Raw genomic sequence first — 20,057 nt, forward strand, 5'->3', positions numbered from 1 at the left:
GATAGCGGGCGGCATGCCGCCCGCATGACGCATTACTTCGCCGCCAGGCGCTTTTCAATGGCGTCCATCAGCATGCCGGTAATCGAAATCGGGAATGCCGCCTCGATCTCGCGCGCGCAGGTTGGGCTGGTGACGTTGATTTCGGTCAGGCGATCGCCGATCACGTCCAGGCCGACGAAGATCAGCCCTTTCTCTTTCAGCGTCGGGGCGACGGCGCGGGCGATTTTCCAGTCGCTTTCGCTCAGCGGGCGCGCTTCGCCGCGGCCGCCGGCCGCCAGGTTGCCGCGGGTCTCACCCTGCGCCGGAATGCGCGCCAGGCAGTAAGGCACCGGCTCGCCGTCCACCACCAGGATGCGCTTGTCGCCGTCCTTGATCGCCGGCAGGAAGTTCTGCGCCATGCAGAAACGGCTGCCGTGTTCGGTCAGGGTTTCGATGATCACCGACAGGTTAGGATCGTCCTGCTTCACGCGGAAGATAGACGCGCCGCCCATGCCGTCCAGCGGTTTCAGGATGATGTCGCCGTGCTGCTGGTGGAATTTGCGGATGTGCGCGGCGCTGCGGCTGACCAGCGTATCCGGCGTCAGTTCCGAGAACCAGGCGGTGAACAGCTTCTCGTTGCAGTCGCGCAGGCTTTGCGGCTTGTTGACCACCAGCGTGCCTTTGACTTCGGCGCGTTCCAGAATGTAGGTCGCGTAGATGTATTCGGTATCGAACGGCGGATCCTTGCGCATCAGGATCACGTCCAGATCGTGCAGCGCCAGATCCTGCTCGGCGCCGAAGCTGAACCAGCTCTCCTTGTCTTCCTTCACGCTCAGCAGGCGGGTGCGGGCGCGCCCGTCACCGGCGTGCAGATAGAGATCGTTCATCTCCATGTAGTGCAATTCGTAACCGCGGCGCTGCGCTTCGAGCAGCATGGCGAAGCTGGTGTCTTTCTTGATGTTGATGGAATCGATAGGATCCATCACGATGCCGAGCTTAATCATCTTTTCTCCTTTAACCCAGGTCGCCGAAGCGGACCTGCAGAGCGGTAATGGCGGTGAGCGCTGTGGTTTCGGTACGCAGAACGCGTGGTCCCAGCAGAATATCAGTAAATCCGTGGTCGGTGGTCATGGCGATTTCGTCGGCGGACAAACCGCCTTCCGGGCCGATCAGCAGGCGAACGCGGTCTACCGGCTGCGGCAGCGTGTTGATGCTGTGGCTGGCGCGCGGGTGCAGGTTGAGTTTCAGGCTGCCGTCCTGCTCGGCGCACCAGGCCTCCAGCGACATCGCCTCGCGGATTTCGGGAATGCGGTTGCGGCCGCACTGTTCGCAGGCGGCGATGGCGATCTTCTGCCATTGTTGGATTTTCTTCGCCAGACGCTCGCCGTCCAACTTGACGCCGCAGCGCTCGGAAAACAGCGGGGTGATGACGTTGACGCCCAGCTCGATGGATTTCTGGATGGTGAACTCCATCTTCTCGCCGCGCGAGATCACCTGGCCCAGATGCAGGTTGAGCGGCGATTCGATGTCCTCCACGCGGCCGTCGCCAAGGCGCACCAGCACGCTCTTTTTGTCCACCCGGACTATCTCGGCGTCGAACACCTGGTTGCTGCCGTCGAACAGCTGCAGCGCCTGGCCGGCGCTCATGCGCAGCACGCGCCCGACGTGGTTGGCGGCGTCCTCGCTGAGGGCGATCTCCGCCCGGTCGGTCAACGGCTGCGGATGGTAAATGCGGGGTATGCGCATGGGTAGTCTGATCCTGACGAAACGGCGCCGCGGGTTGGCGGCGCCATGAAAGATAAAGGCTATAGTAGGTTAGCTTTTCCGCTGCTGACAAGCCTGTTGAATATAGGGGTTGTGGTTGCCCTGCACCTTGGCGATACGTGCTTCACGCTGACATTCCCATTGGCTCACCGGATATTGCCGGTTCCACACCTCGAACAGTTGGGTTTGCTGGCGTGACAGCCGCAGCTGGTAGCGATCGCGCATGTAGAAGTAGGTGCGGGCAATGGCGCCGCGGGCGCGGGCGGGCGGCTCCGCCTGTTTATTCTTGAAGTCCACCTTCATTGGGCACTGCCCGTATTGGCCTGCGCCGCCGTTCCATTGGCTGTACATGAAGTTGTTGCGGTCGCCGTTCACTTCGCCGATCGCCGGCTGCAGGTTGTGCAGATCGGTTTCTATCTGGCGATAGGTGGCGTCCTTATTGCAGTTTTTGCGTCCGCCGTCTTGCCAGCACTGCAGTTGGTGGCCGAACTGCCAGGCCGGCACCACGTGTTCCCACTCGATGCGCTGCGCGCGCTGGGCGTTTTTACGCACCTGATAGCCGCAGCCGGCGAGATCCGGGATGCCCTTCTTGCCTTGCCAGTCGATGCGGCAGCCGCAGTAAAAGCTGCCCGGCGCATCCCGGTTAATCTTGGCCGCCGCCGCTTTGGCCTGAGAGAAGTTATTGATGCCGTGCGCCTGTACGGCACCTGCGGCGAAAACCGCCATAAACAAAATTCTGCGAAGCATATTCCAAAACAGCTCAAAATTGGAAAAGCAGGCAGGGTAACGGAACTTGCCGGCAGTGGCAAATGGCGATATTTGCTTGTTTTAACGTATAAATCGTTTAACTAAAGGTTCTCGCTAGCAAGAAATTTCAGTTTTTCGCCGCACCGGCGGCAGCGGTATTCGCTTTCGCCGCGCAGCACGCGGTTATGGCGGCGAATGGTGAGCGGGTGCTGCCCACAGGCGCAGCGGTAGGGGAAGGTCTTGCTTTGCACCGAGGCGGTTTCGAAACGGTGAGTGCGGCTGGCGGGCGTCAGCAGCACGCTTTCCATCATCCAGCGCCATTCGCGGCCGTGCGGCGCCACCCGGCCGAATTGGCGAAACACCAGCAGGTGCGCCAGTTCGTGCGGCACCACTTCATCGATAAACTGCTGTTGGTTTTCCAGCAGCAGCACCGGGTTCAGGCGGATTTCCCAGCTTTGCAGCCAGGCGGTGCCCGCGCTGGTGCCGCGTTGCTGATAGACGATGCTGGGTTCGGGGAACTCGACGGCAAAATGCCGGCGGGCCAACTGCAGCTTTTCTCGCAGGCAGCGCATCACCGCTTGTTGCAGCGCGATGGGGATTCTCGGTTTGTTCATTGCGGCTAGCTTAAGCAATGGCGCGGCGGCTGACAATACGCACCGGCGCAAATCGCATCCGGCGCTTTTTCGCCACATTGATAAAGCGATCGCCACCGATGGATTGTAATCAATGTGTTAACTGCGGGATAATAAAGCGTGCATGATGAGCCTGTACCCGCAGTTCTCACCGAGCAAGGTTGAAACGCCGCCTGTGGCAATCCCTTACGCAAAGAGCGGTTATTTTGCGATTTGGCGCAATAACTGACTGATTAAAAATACGTAAGGTGAAGGCAGTTTTTTGACAAGGCGCCGCCTCGCGCGCCGCAAGTGTGAATTTAACGCAGCTGATGTTGCAAGTGAGAGATCAATGTCGAATAAACCGTTCCACTATCAAGATCCGTTCCCGCTGAAGAAAGACGATACCGAATATTACCTGCTGAGCCGCGACCACGTTTCCGTGAGCGAGTTTGAAGGCCAGGAAATACTGAAAGTTGCCCCTGAAGCGTTAACCCTGCTTGCCCAGCATGCGTTCCACGACGCGTCTTCATGCTGCGCCCGGCGCACCAACAGCAGGTGGCCGATATCCTCAAAGATCCGGACGCCAGCGAAAACGACAAGTACGTTGCGCTGCAATTTCTGCGTAACTCAGAAATCGCCGCCAAGGGTATTTTACCGACCTGCCAGGACACCGGCACGGCGATCATCGTCGGCAAAAAGGGCCAGCGCGTCTGGACCGGCGGCGGCGATGAAGAAGCGTTGTCGCGTGGGGTGTACAACACCTACATCGAAGAGAACCTGCGCTATTCGCAGAACGCCGCGCTGGATATGTACAAAGAGGTCAATACCGGCAGCAACCTGCCGGCGCAGATCGATCTCTACAGCGTTGACGGCGAAGAATACAAGTTCTTGTGCATCGCCAAGGGCGGCGGTTCCGCCAACAAAACATATCTGTATCAGGAAACCAAGGCGCTGCTGTCGCCGGGCAAGCTGAAAAACTACCTGGTCGACAAGATGCGCACGCTGGGCACTGCGGCCTGCCCGCCGTACCACGTGGCGTTCGTCATCGGCGGCACCTCGGCGGAAGCGACGCTGAAAACCGTCAAACTGGCCTCGACCAAGTATTACGATGGCCTGCCGACCGAAGGCAACGAGCATGGTCAGGCGTTCCGCGATCTGGAACTCGAAGCGGAACTGCTGCAAGAAGCGCAGAACCTGGGGCTGGGCGCGCAGTTCGGCGGCAAATACTTCGCGCACGATATCCGCGTCGTGCGTCTGCCGCGCCACGGCGCCTCCTGCCCGGTCGGCATGGGCGTTTCCTGTTCGGCGGACCGCAACATCAAAGGCAAGATTAACCGCGACGGCATCTGGCTGGAAAAACTGGAGCACAATCCGGGCAAATTCATTCCTCAGGAGCTGCGCCAGGCCGGGGAAGGCGAGGCGATCAAGGTCGATCTCAACCGTCCGATGGCCGAGATCCTCAAACAGCTGTCGCAGTATCCGGTTTCCACCCGCCTGTCGCTGAGCGGCACCATCATCGTCGGCCGCGATATCGCGCACGCCAAGCTGAAAGAGCGCCTGGATCGCGGTGAGGGCCTGCCGCAGTACGTCAAGGATCACCCGATCTACTACGCCGGCCCGGCTAAAACGCCGGAAGGCTATGCGTCCGGTTCCTTGGGGCCGACCACCGCCGGGCGTATGGATTCCTACGTCGACCTGCTGCAATCTCACGGCGGCAGCATGATCATGCTGGCGAAAGGCAACCGCAGCCAGCAGGTGACGGATGCCTGCCACAAGCACGGCGGCTTCTACCTCGGCAGCATCGGCGGCCCGGCGGCGGTGCTGGCGCAGCAGAGCATCAAGAGCCTGGAGTGCGTGGAGTACCCTGAATTGGGCATGGAAGCGATCTGGAAAATCGAAGTGGAAGATTTCCCGGCGTTTATCCTGGTGGATGACAAAGGCAATGACTTCTTCCAGAAGATCCAGGCCGGCCAATGCGCCAGCTGCCTGAAATAATCGCTGCTCCCCCTCCACCGCTCGCGGGCGGTGAAGGGGGACTGTGTAAAGTCCTGTAGCTTGCTGGACGGCGAGTTTTAACCTGTATACCCTACGCGGATAGCACTAAAATTCGACTAATGGAATATCGGTAACATAAGGTTCGGCAAGCACATGGGTACGCAGGAAAGTCACATCAGGGAATTGCTGGTCTGGATTGAAGATAACCTGACCAATCCGCTGTCGTTGGATATCGTTTCCGCCAAGTCAGGCTATACGAAATGGTACCTGCAGCGCATGTTCAAGAAGCAGACCGGATTATCGTTAGCCTCCTACATCCGCGCTCGTCGCCTCTACCTCGCCGCCTTCGCCTTGCGCTTCACGCAGAAGAGCATTCTGGACATTTCGGTTGAATATCAATTCGATAATCAGCAGACGTTCTCGCGCTGTTTCAAGAAACACTTCGCCGAGTCGCCCAGCGTTTATCGTCATGCCCGCAAACAGGACTTCAGCAATCTGGTGCGTTCACTCGCGGCCAGCCAGCCCGGCGATATTGAGGTCGAACGCGTCAGCATCGCCAGAGGGCAATACGCTTTTCACGGCAAGCAGTACGCTTACCACCTGGACATAGAGAGGTTGGATAAGTCGCATCTGCCGCAGCGCAGCGCGCTGCGGGCGCAGTTTTACACCTTGTTGGGCGAGCGCCCGACGCAAACCTATTCGTTTACCCAACTGGTGCCGGACGGCGAGCGGGTCAGGGTCGACTATACCCTGGGCGTGACGACGGACTATCCGCTGCGTGAAGGCGTGGCGCTGGAGCCGCTGCCGGAGATCCACGGCGAGTTTTGCCGTTTTCGCTATTCCGGCAAGCCGGTGGCGCTCAATGATCACATCATTAAAATTTACACGCAGGTGCTGCCCGAAATGGGGCTGGCCCGCGGTGACGGGCCGGACATGACGGTGTTCAGCTATTCGCTGAGCGGGAAAGAGGAGCTGCATCTGGAGCTGCAGCATCTGGTGCCGGTGGTGCCGCTGCACTGATCCCGTCGGCGGCCGGCCGCCGGTTTTTCTGCTGCACGATCGCCGCCATCACCGCCAGGGCGATCTCCGCCGGCGTTTTGCTGCCCAGCGGCAGGCCGATCGGCGCATGGATGCGTTCCAACTCCTGCGGCGTGAATTCGGCAATCTGCTGCAACCGCTGGCGCCGCCGCGCGCTGTTTCTCAGCGATCCCATGGCGCCGATGTAAAACGCCGGCGTGTGGATCGCTTCCATCAGCGTCAGATCGTCCATACGCGGATCGTGGGTCAGCGCCACGACGGCGGTATTGGCGTGGCAACCGCCGTCCTCAATGAACTTGGCCGGAAACTGGCGCAGCAGCGTCACGCCCGGTTTTAACTCGGCGGCGAAGTTATCCAGCGCCTCCGGGCGATTCTCGCAAACCAGCACCTCAAACCCCAGCGCCACGGCGAAATCGGCGCAGTACAGCGCCACGCTGGACAGCCCGGCGATCAGCAGGCGCGGCGCGGCCGCGATATGCAGGGTAATCTGTTCGAGCCGGCGTTCCACCTGGGTGGCGCTGGTGAAATGACTCTGCTCGAGGCTGTGGCAGGCGTGGGGCAGCGTCAGGCGTTTGATCAACGCGTGATGCCCTTCCAGCGCGCCGGCGATGCGTCGCAGGTAAGCGACGCTGGCTTCTCCCGCCGGCAGATACTCGATCAGCACGTCCAGCACGCCGCCGCACGGCAGCGCCACGTTGGGCGTCATACCGCCTTCGCCGTAACGGATCACCTGGCTGGCCGCCTGATACTCCCCGGCGGCCACGCGGCGCAGGAAGTCCTCCTCCACGCACCCGCCCGACAACGAACCGCTGTAGCGGCCGTCGCGGGTCGCCGCCATCAACGCGCCCGGCGAGCGCGGCGAAGAACCATAGGTGCTGAGGACGGTGCATAACCAGACCGGCTGGTGTTGCAGCCAGCTTATCGCCTGGCTGACCACGGTGACATCAAGATGTTGCATAGGTGAATTTACTCGCTGGCCGGAAGTTGCGATGGAAGATCAATATCCTGCACGACGCCGGGGTGCTCAAGCGGCAACAGGTGCACCGCTGCGCCTTGCAGCAGCCCACGGGCGCCATTATCGCCGCGCAGTTGGCAAAGTTGTTTGCGCAATAGGGCGGAAAAGCCGACCGGGTGACCGGGCTGTTGCGCATAGCTGGGGCGTACGATCGCGTGTTGCCGTAAGGCGCTCGCCACCTGCCGGAAAACGTCGGCGCCGACGAACGGCATATCGGCCAGATGGATTAGCCAGCCTTGCCAGTGCGGCGTGGCCGCAACGCCTGCGGCGATCGAGTCGCCGAGGCCCGCGCTGGCGAGCAGGGTAACCGGCACCTGATTGGCGGCGCAGGCTGCCAGCACCGGCAGATTATCCGGACGGGTCACCACCTGCACCGGCAGCTCGGAAGCCAGCGCCTGGCGCAGGGTGTGTTCGAACAGCGAACGCCGCTCGCCCGCCGCATCGGCAAACCCGGCATTCAGTTTGTTGCCCTGGCCGCCGGCCCGAATAAAGCGCTCCCCGCGTCCGGCGGCGGTAATAATGATGCCCGTGATCATGGTTCAAGCCCGCGTTTGCGCAAATTATTTATTAGCGTACAAACCTTATGTGTTTTGCAAATGTTTTTTTGTTGAAAACAGCCTGTTAATCATCACATAATTTTAGTTATAAGCATATGCTTATGACGTCTACGGCAAGGTCGTCAGCGTTTGCGCAACAACACCGCGAACAAAAACCAATTACAAGAAAGACGTGAAGGACTTATTTATGAGCAATTTCAACCCGTCGCGGCGTCGCTTTATCAAAAGCGCCGTGATTGCGGGGGTATCCGTGTACCTCGCCCCCCTGTACAGCCGCGCCTACGCCGCGCTGTTCGAGCAAAAAATCCTCCAGCCGCCCAATTGGGATCCGCAGGCCAAGCGCGTGCGTTTCCGTATCGACGGCCGCGCCAAGGTCATGGGGCAGAAGGTGTTCGCGCGCGATATCCGCGCGGTGGACATGCCGCACTGGCCGCAGAAACAGGCGCACGCCTTCATTCTGCGCGTGACCAAGGCCGACCGGTTGTTCGAAGGGGTCGATCTGTCGCTGTTGGGGGACGATCTGCAGCCGGATCGCCTGGTGACGGCGGAAGATCTGGCGCGCGACGGCCTGGCCTTTCCGGCGTTCTACGGTGACGACATGCTGCTGCCGAGCGGCAAAACTCCGGCCTACCTCGGCCAGGCGGTGGCGATCCTGATCTATCACGACTTCGCCCGTTTCCGCTTCGCCAAGGACAAGCTGAAATTCCGCGAAGAAACCATCAAATACGGCGCGGTGACCGGCCCGCTCGAGCGCGATCCCTGGGGCAGCTTCCGCTATGTGCGGGTGGGGGGAGAACAGCCGTTCGACGACGATCGCTTCTCCAGCCTGAAGGACACGCCGATCTTCCCGGTGTCGATGAAAAAACACCTGCCGGTGTGGCCGGAAGGGCGCGAGGGCGGCAAGCTGGATCAGGAAGGCATGCGCTATGCAGGGATGATCGCCGACGAGTTGGCGAATCCGCCGGCCGACTGGTTGGTAATGTCGCGCCGCTACACCACGCAGTCGATCGACACCTCGGCGCTGGAGCCGGACAACGCCAACGGCTGGTTCGACGCGCAGACGCAAACCTTGCATCTGGTGGTGCCGACTCAGTCGCCGCAGGAAGTGGCCGACGAGATGCCGCGCATGCTGGCCAAGCGCAATCCGCCGGTGAAACAGCTGATCCTGCACCCGTGCTATACCGTGGGCTACGGCTCGAAAGACCACTACAACTTCCCGTATTACGGCGCGGTGGCGGCGATGTATGGCGACGGCCACCCGGTGCGCCTGGCCAACGATCGCTTCGAACAGTTCCAGACGGCGTTGAAGCGCCACGCGTTCGACATGAACTACCGCATCGCGGTGAATAAGCAGACCGGCGTCATGCAGTCGTTCCTCGGTGACATGACCGCGGACGGCGGCGGCCGCAGCAACTTTACCCCTTCAGTGGTGATGGTCGGCGCAACCGCCGCCCAGTCGATTTACTACTTCCCGAAAAGCGATCTGTCGTCGGTCGGGCTGGCTTCACGCGCCATCGACGCCGGTTCGGCGCGCGGTTACGGCACGCTGCAGAGCATGGCCGCCACCGAGATGATGGTGGATGAGTTGGCCGCCGAGCTGAAGATTGACCCGATCGAGTTCCGCCTGCGCAACGTGCTGAAATCCGGCATGAAAAACACCCAGGGGGCGATCCCGGCCGGTGCGATCCGCGCCGATGAAGTGCTGGAAAAGGCGGCGAAGCATGAGATATGGCTTAAGCGCGCCGAACGCAAGGCCGAGTTTGAGAGCCGCCATCCCGGCAAGCGCTATGGCGTCGGCTTCGGCTGCGTGCAGAAAGACTTCGGCACCGGGGCGGAAACCTCGTTCGCCCGGGTGGAGCTGAGCGAAGACGGCCGCATCACCCTGCATCACAGCGGCGCGGAGATGGGCACCGGCATGTCGACCTCGCAGTCGGTATTGTGCGCGCAGTGGCTGGGCAAACCGGCCGACGAAGCGCACTTCTCGGTCACCGACTGGTCGGTATTGCCGATGGTCACCAGCGGCGATCCTTACCTGATGTCGCAGGAAGAGCAGGATAAGCTGCAAACCAACCCCAACTGGACGCCGAGCTACTGTTCGCCGTCGAGCGCCAGCAACTCGGCCTATTACTTCTCGCACAGCACCCGCGAAGCGGCGCGCCTGATCTTCGATCACGGCCTGTGGCCGGCGGCGATGGCGCTGTGGCAGGCTGGTATCGGCGGCGGCCAGGCGGCGCCGCTGGTGGTGCGGCGCGAAGATGCGCGTTGGGTCGAAGGCGGCCTGACGGCGGCGGGCATGTCGGTGCTGAGCCTCGAGCTGCTGGCCAAGACGGCTTATCAGATGGGCGGCGTCACCGGCGCGGCGGTGCATGTGTTCAACCGCTGGCAGTGGGCGGAGGCCGATTTCACGTTGAACGGCAAAAGCGAACGCCTGCCGATCGACGGCATGGCGCTGCGCAACGCCGGCGGCGAATTCAAACCGTTGGCGCGCGGGCAGGTCTACTACCCGCCGACCCAGCGCAACAATGCGGCGGTGACCTACTACAGCGCCGTCGGCACGTTGGCGGAAGTGGCGGTGGATATCGCCACCGGCCAGGTGGAGTTGCTGAATCACCACTCGATCATGGAGTGTGGCAACCTGATCGTGCCGGAACTGGTTTCCGGCCAACTGCAGGGCGGGCTGGCGATGGGCATTGGCCATGCGCTGCACGAATATTTACCGCTGTACGAAGACGGCCCGGGCAACGGCACCTGGAACTTCAACCGTTACCACCTGCCGCGCGCCAGCGACGTGGCGGTATGGAAACAGAGCGGCGACATCCTGCCGGCGCTGTCGGAAACCGATCCGCCGAAAGGCATGGCGGAAGTGGTGATGATCCCGATCGTGGCCGCGCTGGTCAACGCCATTGCCGACGCCACCGGCCACCGTTTCCGTGATTTGCCCGTTCGTGCAGAAAATATTCGTGAGGTATTACAATGAGCATTAAAACCCAGCCGATTTCCCTGACCATCAACGAGAAACAGTACGGCCCGATCGAGGTGCCGGAAGGCTTGATGATGATCGATTTCCTGCACGAGTATCTCGATTTGACCGGTTCGCGCCTCGGCTGCGGGCAGGGCATTTGCCACGCCTGCGTGGCTATTGTCGATCACCCGAGCGGCACCAGCGAAGAGGTGCGCACCTGCATCACCGGCGCGCATTTCTTCAACGGCAAGAAAGTGCGCACCGTCGAAGGCCACGCCAGGGTGGACGAACAGGGGGAGGTGGTTGAGCTGTCGCCGATCCAGCAGGCGTTTCTGGAGCACTACAGCTTCCAGTGCGGCTACTGCACGCCAGGTTTCGTCAACGCCGCCACCATCTTCGTGGAAAAGCTCAAGCGTGAGCCGATCGCCCGCGATCAGCTGGAGAACGCCATCGAGCAGGCGCTGGACAGCCACATCTGCCGCTGCACCGGCTACGTGCGCTACTACGAAGCGGTGCGCGACGTGGTGCTGAAAACGCCGGGCCTGCTGAAGGAGACGGCGCAATGAAAAAACGTCTCGCAGTGTTGATTGTGCTGGTGGCGATCGTGGTGATTGCGCTGTTGTGGTGGCGGGAAAACCGCCGTTACGACGGCCCGGTGCAGCAGGTGACCGCCAGCGCCGAACAGATCGCGCGCGGCCGCTATCTGGCGCAGGCCGCCGACTGCGCCGCCTGCCATACCGCCAGCGGCGGGGCGCCGTTGGCCGGCGGCTATCCGCTGGACACGCCGTTCGGCACGATTTACGGCAGCAACCTGACGCCGTCGGCCGACCACGGCATCGGGCGCTGGAGCAAGGACGACTTCTTCCTGGCGCTGACGCAGGGCGTGGCGCCGGGCGGGCGGCATCTGTACCCGGCGATGCCTTACACCTCGTACAAGGGCATTTCGCGTCAGGACGCCGATGACATCTACGCTTACCTGATGACGCGCCCGGCGGTGGACGTGGCCATTCCGGCCAACGAGATGCCGTTCCCGTTCAACCAGCGCATGGCGCTGATCGGCTGGAATCTGCTGTTCCGCAGCCAGGATCCGCTGCCGGCCAGTTCGCAGGGCAGCTCGCCGCAATGGCAGCGCGGCCGCTATCTGGCCGACGTGCTGGGCCACTGTGGCGAATGCCACACGCCGCGCGGCGCGCTGGGGCAGATGGATCTCGGCAAGCCGATGCAGGGCGGCGATCTCGGCCGCTTCATGGCGCCGGACATTACGCCGCACGGCCTGGCGCAGCGCGGCTGGACGCCGCAGGACGTCAGCCGCTTCCTCGGCACCGGCCTCGCGCCGCAGGGTTCGGCCTTCAGTGAGATGCATATGGTGGTGGATCTCAGCACCCGTCATTTGACGCCGGAAGACCATCAGGCGCTGGCGCTGTATCTGATGGGCGAGCAGCCGCCGGCGGCAGTGCCGGTGAAAATGGGGCAGGGCAGCGATGCCGGGCGCATGACCTATCTGGATCAGTGCGCCGGCTGCCATGCGCGCGAAGGCGAAGGCAAACCGCACGTCGCACCGGCGATGCGCGATAACGCCACGCTGCGCCAGGCGGACGGCAAGAACCTGATCGTGTCGGTGCTGGACGGCCTGCCGGCCCAGCAGTTCCCGAACGGTGAAAGCATGCAGAGCATGCCGGGCTTCGGCGAGCGTCTGAGCGATGCCGACGTGGCGGAACTGGTAAACTACCTGCGGGTGACCTGGGGCGGTTTGCCGGCGGACGTCACCGCCGAGCAGGTGAAAGCGCTGCGCAAGTAAGCGGCGTTCAGACGAAAAAAATGGCCCGCATCTGCGGGCCATTTTATTGCGCGGTCACGCGATTCAACGGCTGGTGACGCCGGCGACACGTTGGCTGCGCTGTTTGATGGCGTAACCGACGGCCAGGATCGCCACCCATACCGGGATCAGCAGCACCGAGATTTGAATGCCCGGCGTCAGGTACATGATCACCAGGATGCCGGCCATGAACAGCAGGCACAGGTAGTTGCTGAACGGGTACCAGAACGCTTTGAACTTCGGCACCACGCCTTCGCGGTTTTTGGCGGCGCGGAATTTCAGGTGCGCCAGGCTGATCATCGCCCAGTTGATCACCAGCGCCGATACCACTAACGCCATCAGCAGTTCGAAGGCGCGGCCCGGGATCAGGTAGTTAATCAGTACGCACAGCGCGGTGGCGAGGGCGGAAATGCCGATGGCCACCACCGGCACGCCGCGGCCGTCGACCTTCAGCAGGCTTTTCGGGCCGTTGCCCTGCTGCGCCAGGCCGTACAGCATGCGGCTGTTGCAGTAGACGCAGCTGTTGTAGACCGACAGCGCGGCGGTGAGCACCACGATGTTCAGCACGGTCGCCACCAGGTTGCTGTTCAGCGCGTGGAAGATCAGCACGAACGGGCTGCCGCCTTCGACCACTTTGCCCCACGGGTACAGCGACAGCAGAATGGCCAGTGAACCGATATAGAAGATCAGGATGCGGTAGATCACCTGATTGGTGGCTTTCGGAATGCTTTTTTGCGGGTTGTCGGCTTCGGCGGCGGTGATGCCGACCAGCTCGAGGCCGCCGAAGGAGAACATGATCACCGCCATCGCCATCACCAGGCCCATGACGCCGTTCGGGAAGAACCCGCCCTGCGCCCACAGGTTGGTGACGGTGGCTTCCGGGCCGCCCATGCCGCTGAACAGCAGGTAGGCGCCGAACACGATCATGCCGATAATCGCCACCACTTTGATGATGGCGAACCAGAACTCCATCTCGCCGTAAACTTTCACGTTGGCCAGGTTGATGGCGTTGATCGCCAGGAAGAATACCGCGGCGGAAACCCAGGTGGGGATCTCCGGCCACCAGTACTGCACGTAGATGCCGACCGCGGTCAGCTCCGCCATCGCCACCAGGACATACAGCACCCAGTAGTTCCAGCCGGAGGCGAAGCCGGCGAAGTTGCCCCAGTATTTGTAGGCGAAGTGGCTGAAGGAGCCGGCGACCGGCTCTTCCACCACCATTTCCCCCAGCTGGCGCATGATCAGAAACGCGATGAAGCCGCCGATGGCGTAGCCGAGGAGCACTGACGGGCCGGCCATTTTTATTGTTTGAGCGATACCGAGAAATAACCCGGTGCCGATTGCGCCACCTAAGGCGATGAGCTGAATATGGCGGTTTTTCAGGCCGCGCTTCAGCTGGTCACCATGCTGTTGACCATCCATCAATCTAACCCTCTGTCGTTGTGAATGCCCACCTGCCTGTAAAGCAGTGGTTACGATGTGTGTTTTGTTTTATTTACGGCGTTATAGCTATTAATTCCACGGCGCCGCTACCGTTTGGCAGAGAATAATGTTATGCGCGTCGGTTTGCACCTGCTTTGTCGTGTGAGTGATTAAGATTGCAGCAGTTTAGGAAACAAAATGCGGGTTGTGTGACGGCAGGGGGGATTCAGTGCATGAAATAAGCAACAAATCACATAATGCGCAAAAATAACGTAGATCTGAACGGTGGGCCGCGTTCAAATAATGAACGAACCGCCGTTGCGCTGTTCGCCAAATAGCCATTCATTAAAGCGTAATAACCATGCAATAAAACTCGGGCAAAAAGTTTGCACTCTGCCTTGCGTAAGGTTTGGTAAAAGTTAAATCCCCAACCCGCCGCGTAAATGGTAATACCATCACGGCGTTACCGGTTTGCAGCGGGGTTTTCAGCGGGGTGTTAAAATGTGCGGGTAACCTGATTTCGATCAAGGCCCGTATGGACAGGAGGTGAATACTTTGTTACTTTACCGTCACGTTTTTGAAATTGGTATTACCAATTGACTCCGCGCCATTCGCAGAGAAGAATTCACTCATGGCCTACAGCAAAATCCGCCAACCCAAGTTGTCAGATGTTATCGAGCAACAGCTCGAATACCTGATCCTCGAGGGGACACTGCGCCCAGGCGAAAAACTGCCTCCGGAGCGCGAGCTGGCGAAACAATTTGATGTCTCCCGTCCTTCTCTGAGAGAGGCCATTCAGCGCCTTGAAGCGAAAGGGCTGCTCCTGCGCCGTCAGGGCGGCGGCACCTTCGTGCAAACTAATCTGTGGCAGAGCTTCAGCGATCCGCTGGCCGAGCTGCTGGCCGACCATCCCGAATCACAGTTCGATCTGCTGGAAACCCGTCACGCGCTGGAAGGCATTGCCGCCTATTACGCGGCGCTGCGCGGCACCGATGAAGATCTGGCGCGCATCCGCGACTGCCACATCGTGATTCAACAGGCTCAAGACAGCGGCGATCTCGACGCCGAAGCCGATGCGGTCATGCAGTATCAAATCGCCGTGACTGAAGCCGCTCACAACGTTGTGTTACTTCACCTGCTACGCTGCATGGGGCCGATGCTGGAACAGAACGTGCGTCAGAACTTTGAATTGCTCTACTCGCGCCGTGAGATGTTGGCAAAAGTGAGCAGCCACCGCGCCGGAATTTTTGAGGCGATTGTGGCACGCGAGCCGGAAAAGGCCCGTGAAGCCTCGCATCGCCACTTGGCGTTTATCGAGGAAATCTTGCTGGATCTCAGCCGGGAGCATACTCGGCGCGAGAGATCGCTGCGGCGTCTCCAGCAACGCAAGGATTAAGAGCTGTCCTCTTCAGGGTACACCAGCCTGGGGGGGTTAAGTTCGAGGTACTTAGTTAAGTACTTAAGCGGCAACTAAACTGATGGGCCTGTCTTCGTGTGTTTTTTCACAGAGCACAGGAAGACAGGCTCCAAACAAACCATTAGACAGATAAGGAATACCACCATGTCAGAACGTTTAAACAATGACGTGGATCCGATCGAAACCCGCGACTGGCTGCAGGCGATCGAATCGGTCATCCGTGAAGAGGGTGTTGAGCGAGCTCAGTTTCTGATTGATCAGGTATTGGGAGAAGCCCGCAAAGGCGGCGTTAACGTTGCGGCCGGCGCTGCAGCGCACAACTACGTCAACACCATCGCGGTAGAAGACGAACCGGCTTACCCAGGCAACCTGGATCTGGAACGCCGCATTCGCTCTGCGATCCGTTGGAACGCGATCATGACCGTTCTGCGCGCATCCAAGAAAGACCTGGAGCTGGGCGGCCACATGGCTTCCTTCCAGTCTTCCGCGACCTTCTATGAAGTCTGCTTTAACCACTTCTTCCGCGCACGCAACGAGAAAGACGGCGGCGACCTGGTCTACTTCCAGGGCCACATCTCTCCGGGCGTTTACGCGCGCGCCTTCCTTGAAGGCCGCCTGACCGAAGAACAGATGAACAACTTCCGTCAGGAAGTGCACGGCAACGGCCTGTCCTCTTACCCGCATCCTAAGTTGATGCCGGAATTCTGGCAGTTCCCGACCGTATCCATGGGCCTGGGCCCAATCAGCGCCATCTATCAGGCGAAGTTCCTGAAATACCTGGAACACCGCGGCCTGAAAGACACCTCTGAGCAGACCGTTTACGCCTTCCTGGGCGACGGTGAGATGGATGAGCCGGAATCCAAAGGCGCCATCACCATCGCCACCCGCGAGAAGCTGGACAACCTGGTGTTCGTCATCAACTGCAACCTGCAGCGCCTGGACGGCCCGGTCACCGGTAACGGCAAGATCATCAACGAACTGGAAGGCATCTTCTCCGGCGCAGGCTGGCAGGTGCTGAAAGTGATCTGGGGCGGCCGTTGGGATGAGCTGCTGCGCAAAGACACCAGCGGTAAACTGGTTCAGCTGATGAACGAGACCCTGGACGGCGACTACCAGACCTTCAAATCCAAAGACGGCGCTTACGTGCGCGAGCACTTCTTCGGCCGTTACCCGGAAACCGCGGCGCTGGTCAAAGACATGACCGACGACGAAATCTGGGCGCTGAACCGTGGTGGTCACGATCCGAAGAAAATCTTCGCTGCACTGAAAAAAGCGCAGGACACCAAAGGCAAACCGACCGTTATCCTGGCCCACACCATCAAAGGTTACGGCATGGGTGAAACCGCGGAAGGTAAAAACATCGCTCACCAGGTGAAAAAAATGAACATGGAAGGGGTTCACCACTTCCGCGATCGTTTCAACGTGCCGGTTGCCGATGCTGACATCGAAAAACTGCCGTACATCACCTTCGAGAAAGATTCCGAAGAGTACAAATACCTGCACGAACGTCGCCAGGCGCTGAAAGGCTACGTGCCTACCCGTCTGCCGGAGTTCACCCAGAAGCTGGAAATGCCGGCGCTGGAAGATTTCAGCTCGCTGCTGGAAGAGCAGAACAAAGAGATCTCCACCACTATCGCTTTCGTGCGTGCCCTGAACGTGATGCTGAAGAACAAGTCGATCAAAGATCGCCTGGTGCCAATCATCGCCGACGAAGCGCGTACCTTCGGTATGGAAGGTCTGTTCCGTCAGATCGGTATCTACAGCCCGAACGGCCAGCAGTACACCCCGCAGGACCGTGAGCAGGTTGCTTACTACAAAGAAGACGAGAAAGGCCAAATCCTGCAGGAAGGCATCAACGAACTGGGCGCAGCCTCTTCCTGGCTGGCCGCAGCGACCTCCTACAGCACCAACGATCTGCCGATGATTCCGTTCTACATCTACTACTCGATGTTCGGTTTCCAACGTATCGGCGACCTGTGCTGGGCAGCGGGCGACCAACAGGCGCGCGGCTTCCTGATCGGCGGGACCTCGGGCCGTACTACCCTGAACGGCGAAGGTCTGCAGCACGAAGATGGCCACAGCCACATTCAGTCTCTGACCATCCCTAACTGCATCTCTTACGATCCGGCTTACGCGTACGAAGTGGCGGTCATCATGCACGACGGTCTGGTGCGCATGTATGGCGACAACCCGGAAAACGTGTACTACTACCTGACCACGCTGAACGAAAACTACCACATGCCTGCGATGCCGCAGGGTGCGGAAGAAGGTATCCGCAAGGGTATCTACAAGCTGGAAACGCTGGAAGGCAGCAAAGGCAAGGTGCAGCTGCTGGGCTCCGGCGCCATCCTGCGCCACGTGCGCGAAGCTGCGCAGATCCTGGCGAAGGACTACGGCGTGGGTTCCGACACCTACAGCGTGACCTCGTTCACCGAACTGGCGCGCGACGGCCAGGATTGCGAGCGTTGGAACATGCTGCACCCAACCGAAGCGCCACGCGTGCCTTACATCGCTCAGGTGATGAACGACGCGCCGGCGGTAGCCTCTACCGACTACATGAAACTGTTCGCCGAACAGGTTCGTACTTATGTGCCGGCCAGCGATTATCGCGTACTGGGCACCGACGGCTTCGGTCGTTCGGACAGCCGCGAAAACCTGCGTCACCACTTCGAAGTCGATGCGTCCTACGTGGTGGTTGCTGCTCTGGGTGAACTGGCTAAACGCGGTGAGATCGAAGCTTCCGTGGTTGCTGATGCAATCAAGAAATTCGACATCAACCCGGAAAAAGTTAACCCGCGTCTGGCCTAAGAGGTACTGAATAATGTCTATCGAAATCAACGTACCGGACATCGGTGCAGATGAAGTCGAAATCACCGAGATTCTGGTGAAGGTCGGCGATAAAGTTGAAGCGGAACAATCGCTGATCACCGTGGAAGGCGACAAGGCTTCCATGGAAGTGCCCTCCCCGCAGGCGGGCGTGGTGAAAGAGATCAAAGTGGCGGTCGGCGATAAAACCGAAACCGGCAAACTGATCATGATCTTCGAAGCGGCAGGCGCAGCGGAAGCTGCACCGGCGGCGAAAGCGGAAGAAAAACCGGCGGCGGCAGCAGCTGCCCCGGCTGCCGCTGCGGCCAAAGACGTTGCCGTGCCGGATATCGGCGCCGACGAAGTCGAAGTGACCGAGATCCTGGTGAAAGTGGGCGATAAGGTGGAAGCCGAGCAGTCCCTGATCACTGTGGAAGGCGACAAGGCTTCCATGGAAGTCCCTGCGCCGTTCGCGGGCACCGTGAAAGAGATCAAGATCGCGACCGGCGACAAAGTGAAAACCGGTTCCCTGATCATGGTGTTTGAAGTGGCCGGCGCCGCTTCCGCTGCGGCCCCGGCTGCGGCGCAAGCACCGGCTGCCGCCGCAGCGCCTGCGGCCTCGGCGGCTAAAGACGTCGCCGTGCCGGATATCGGCGGTGACGAAGTCGAAGTGACCGAGGTGATGGTCAAGGTGGGCGACAAGGTTGCCGCCGAGCAGTCTCTGATCACCGTGGAAGGCGACAAGGCCTCCATGGAAGTGCCAGCGCCGTTCGCGGGCACCGTGAAAGAGATCAAGATCGCGACCGGCGACAAAGTGAAAACCGGCTCCCTGATCATGGTGTTCGAAGTGGAAGGCGCTGCGCCTGCCGCTGCCGCCGCTCCAGCCGCTAAAGCGGACGCTGCTCCGGCGCCGGCCGCCGCTAAAGCCGCCGCTCCGGCTGCGAAAGCTGAAGACAAAGGCGAGTTCGCCGAGAACGCGGCCTACGTGCACGCGACTCCGGTCATTCGTCGTCTGGCGCGTGAATTCGGCGTTAACCTGGCGAAAGTGAAAGGCACCGGTCGTAAAGGCCGCATCCTGCGCGAAGACGTTCAGGCTTACGTGAAAGACGCGGTGAAACGCGCTGAAGCGGCCCCGGCTGCTGCCGGCGGCGGTCTGCCAGGCATGCTGCCATGGCCGAAAGTGGACTTCAGCAAGTTCGGCGAGATCGAAGAAGTCGAAATGGGCCGCATCCAGAAGATCTCTGGCGCGAACCTGAGCCGCAACTGGGTGATGATCCCGCACGTGACTCACTTCGACAAAACCGACATCACCGATCTGGAAGCGTTCCGCAAGCAGCAGAACGAAGAAGCGGCCAAGCGCAAGCTGGACGTGAAGTTCACGCCTGTCGTGTTCATCATGAAAGCTGTCGCTGCCGCTCTGGAGCAGATGCCGCGCTTCAACAGCTCGCTGTCCGAAGACGGTCAGAAGCTGACGCTGAAGAAATACATCAACATCGGCGTGGCGGTAGATACCCCGAACGGCCTGGTGGTTCCGGTGTTCAAGGACGTGAACAAGAAGAGCATCACCGAGCTGTCTCGCGAGCTGATGACCATCTCCAAGAAAGCGCGCGACGGCAAGCTGACCGCGGGCGAGATGCAGGGCGGCTGCTTCACCATCTCCAGCCTGGGCGGCATCGGGACAACTCACTTCGCGCCGATCGTCAACGCGCCGGAAGTGGCTATCCTGGGTGTCTCCAAGTCTGCGATGGAGCCGGTCTGGAACGGTAAAGAGTTCATGCCGCGCCTGATGATGCCGATGTCGCTGTCCTTCGACCACCGCGTTATCGACGGTGCCGATGGTGCGCGCTTCATCACCATCATCAACAACATGTTGTCCGACATTCGCCGTCTGGTGATGTAATGCAAAAGGGGCGCAGCATGCTGCGC

General features: G+C 60.4%; 14 protein-coding genes and 1 pseudogene. 8 read left to right on the top strand and 7 right to left on the bottom strand.

The window, feature by feature from the left end; translation table 11 throughout:
* Positions 1-32 precede the first annotated feature (32 nt).
* From gshB to ITX55_RS12415, 4 genes are all read right to left on the bottom strand, one after another.
* Positions 33-983, bottom strand: coding sequence for a glutathione synthase (gene gshB, locus ITX55_RS12400; RefSeq protein WP_033651325.1), 951 nt, complete (start codon positions 981-983; stop codon positions 33-35).
* Between the two features lie 10 nt (positions 984-993).
* On the bottom strand, positions 994-1,725 hold the full coding sequence (gene rsmE / locus ITX55_RS12405) for a 16S rRNA (uracil(1498)-N(3))-methyltransferase (protein ID WP_025304244.1): 732 nt from the start codon (positions 1,723-1,725) through the stop codon (positions 994-996).
* Between the two features lie 69 nt (positions 1,726-1,794).
* A complete protein-coding gene (endA, locus tag ITX55_RS12410) occupies positions 1,795-2,490 on the bottom strand; it encodes a deoxyribonuclease I (RefSeq protein ID WP_033644681.1) in 696 nt (231 codons plus the stop codon).
* Between the two features lie 101 nt (positions 2,491-2,591).
* Complete coding sequence (locus tag ITX55_RS12415) at positions 2,592-3,104, bottom strand: SprT family zinc-dependent metalloprotease (protein ID WP_047026451.1); 513 nt, start codon at positions 3,102-3,104, stop codon at positions 2,592-2,594.
* Positions 3,105-3,453: 349 nt separating this feature from the next.
* Here ITX55_RS12415 and fumA point away from each other — a divergent pair.
* Together fumA and ITX55_RS12425 are read left to right on the top strand one after the other, a co-directional pair.
* Positions 3,454-5,099, top strand: a pseudogene (gene fumA, locus ITX55_RS12420) (class I fumarate hydratase FumA).
* Positions 5,100-5,252: 153 nt separating this feature from the next.
* Entirely contained in the window at positions 5,253-6,119 is an 867-nt protein-coding gene (locus tag ITX55_RS12425; protein WP_033644684.1) for a helix-turn-helix domain-containing protein, read from the top strand.
* Here ITX55_RS12425 and ITX55_RS12430 read toward each other — a convergent pair.
* Positions 6,043-7,095, bottom strand: a complete 1,053-nt coding sequence (locus ITX55_RS12430) for an XdhC family protein (RefSeq protein WP_047573689.1) — start codon at positions 7,093-7,095, stop codon at positions 6,043-6,045. The two genes, ITX55_RS12425 and ITX55_RS12430, sit on opposite strands and share 77 nt — an antisense overlap.
* Before the next feature lie 8 nt (positions 7,096-7,103).
* Positions 7,104-7,688 (bottom strand): NTP transferase domain-containing protein, encoded by a 585-nt coding sequence (locus ITX55_RS12435; protein ID WP_047573692.1) that lies wholly within the window; start codon positions 7,686-7,688, stop codon positions 7,104-7,106.
* A 208-nt stretch (positions 7,689-7,896) separates the two neighbouring features.
* Here ITX55_RS12435 and ITX55_RS12440 point away from each other — a divergent pair, with 208 nt between their 5' ends.
* Genes ITX55_RS12440 through ITX55_RS12450 form a run of 3 tightly spaced genes read left to right on the top strand, consistent with a single transcriptional unit; the run spans position 7,897 to position 12,469 of the window.
* A complete protein-coding gene (locus tag ITX55_RS12440) occupies positions 7,897-10,686 on the top strand; it encodes a xanthine dehydrogenase family protein molybdopterin-binding subunit (protein WP_223085096.1) in 2,790 nt (929 codons plus the stop codon).
* Complete coding sequence (locus tag ITX55_RS12445) at positions 10,683-11,237, top strand: (2Fe-2S)-binding protein (RefSeq protein ID WP_015379038.1); 555 nt, start codon at positions 10,683-10,685, stop codon at positions 11,235-11,237. The genes ITX55_RS12440 and ITX55_RS12445 overlap by 4 nt, the downstream gene beginning before the upstream one ends.
* Positions 11,234-12,469 carry a cytochrome c gene (locus ITX55_RS12450; protein ID WP_042785361.1) on the top strand — a complete coding sequence of 412 codons (1,236 nt, stop codon included), beginning with the start codon at positions 11,234-11,236 and terminating at the stop codon, positions 12,467-12,469. Before ITX55_RS12445 ends, ITX55_RS12450 begins: the two co-directional genes overlap by 4 nt.
* A 63-nt stretch (positions 12,470-12,532) precedes the next feature.
* On the opposite strand, the gene ITX55_RS12455 is transcribed toward ITX55_RS12450, so the two are convergent.
* Complete coding sequence (locus tag ITX55_RS12455; RefSeq protein WP_042785360.1) at positions 12,533-13,909, bottom strand: amino acid permease; 1,377 nt, start codon at positions 13,907-13,909, stop codon at positions 12,533-12,535.
* A gap of 631 nt (positions 13,910-14,540) precedes the next feature.
* On the opposite strand from ITX55_RS12455, the gene pdhR reads away from it, so the two are divergent.
* The 3 genes from pdhR (at position 14,541) to aceF (ending at position 20,031) form a co-directional block, all read left to right on the top strand.
* Complete coding sequence (pdhR, locus tag ITX55_RS12460) at positions 14,541-15,305, top strand: pyruvate dehydrogenase complex transcriptional repressor PdhR (RefSeq protein ID WP_004937490.1); 765 nt, start codon at positions 14,541-14,543, stop codon at positions 15,303-15,305.
* 165 nt (positions 15,306-15,470) lie between these two features.
* The gene (gene aceE / locus ITX55_RS12465) at positions 15,471-18,134 is read left to right on the top strand and encodes a pyruvate dehydrogenase (acetyl-transferring), homodimeric type (RefSeq protein WP_033632104.1); all 2,664 of its coding nucleotides are present in this window, start codon (positions 15,471-15,473) and stop codon (positions 18,132-18,134) included.
* Between the two features lie 13 nt (positions 18,135-18,147).
* A complete protein-coding gene (aceF, locus tag ITX55_RS12470) occupies positions 18,148-20,031 on the top strand; it encodes a pyruvate dehydrogenase complex dihydrolipoyllysine-residue acetyltransferase (protein ID WP_033632105.1) in 1,884 nt (627 codons plus the stop codon).
* Positions 20,032-20,057: the final 26 nt, after the last annotated feature.

This window comes from Serratia sp. EWG9 (assembly GCF_019913725.1).
Taxonomy (GTDB): Bacteria; Pseudomonadota; Gammaproteobacteria; order Enterobacterales; family Enterobacteriaceae; genus Serratia; species Serratia ureilytica.

What these genes read in the sequence shown, in the direction of transcription:
- gshB (WP_033651325.1), bottom strand. Translation starts at nt 983, where the DNA reads ATGATTAAGCTCGGCATCGTGATGGATCCTATCGATTCCATCAACATC.
- rsmE (WP_025304244.1), bottom strand. Translation starts at nt 1,725, where the DNA reads ATGCGCATACCCCGCATTTACCATCCGCAGCCGTTGACCGACCGGGCG.
- endA (WP_033644681.1), bottom strand. Translation starts at nt 2,490, where the DNA reads ATGCTTCGCAGAATTTTGTTTATGGCGGTTTTCGCCGCAGGTGCCGTA.
- ITX55_RS12415 (WP_047026451.1), bottom strand. Translation starts at nt 3,104, where the DNA reads ATGAACAAACCGAGAATCCCCATCGCGCTGCAACAAGCGGTGATGCGC.
- ITX55_RS12425 (WP_033644684.1), top strand. Translation starts at nt 5,253, where the DNA reads ATGGGTACGCAGGAAAGTCACATCAGGGAATTGCTGGTCTGGATTGAA.
- ITX55_RS12430 (WP_047573689.1), bottom strand. Translation starts at nt 7,095, where the DNA reads ATGCAACATCTTGATGTCACCGTGGTCAGCCAGGCGATAAGCTGGCTG.
- ITX55_RS12435 (WP_047573692.1), bottom strand. Translation starts at nt 7,688, where the DNA reads ATGATCACGGGCATCATTATTACCGCCGCCGGACGCGGGGAGCGCTTT.
- ITX55_RS12440 (WP_223085096.1), top strand. Translation starts at nt 7,897, where the DNA reads ATGAGCAATTTCAACCCGTCGCGGCGTCGCTTTATCAAAAGCGCCGTG.
- ITX55_RS12445 (WP_015379038.1), top strand. Translation starts at nt 10,683, where the DNA reads ATGAGCATTAAAACCCAGCCGATTTCCCTGACCATCAACGAGAAACAG.
- ITX55_RS12450 (WP_042785361.1), top strand. Translation starts at nt 11,234, where the DNA reads ATGAAAAAACGTCTCGCAGTGTTGATTGTGCTGGTGGCGATCGTGGTG.
- ITX55_RS12455 (WP_042785360.1), bottom strand. Translation starts at nt 13,909, where the DNA reads ATGGATGGTCAACAGCATGGTGACCAGCTGAAGCGCGGCCTGAAAAAC.
- pdhR (WP_004937490.1), top strand. Translation starts at nt 14,541, where the DNA reads ATGGCCTACAGCAAAATCCGCCAACCCAAGTTGTCAGATGTTATCGAG.
- aceE (WP_033632104.1), top strand. Translation starts at nt 15,471, where the DNA reads ATGTCAGAACGTTTAAACAATGACGTGGATCCGATCGAAACCCGCGAC.
- aceF (WP_033632105.1), top strand. Translation starts at nt 18,148, where the DNA reads ATGTCTATCGAAATCAACGTACCGGACATCGGTGCAGATGAAGTCGAA.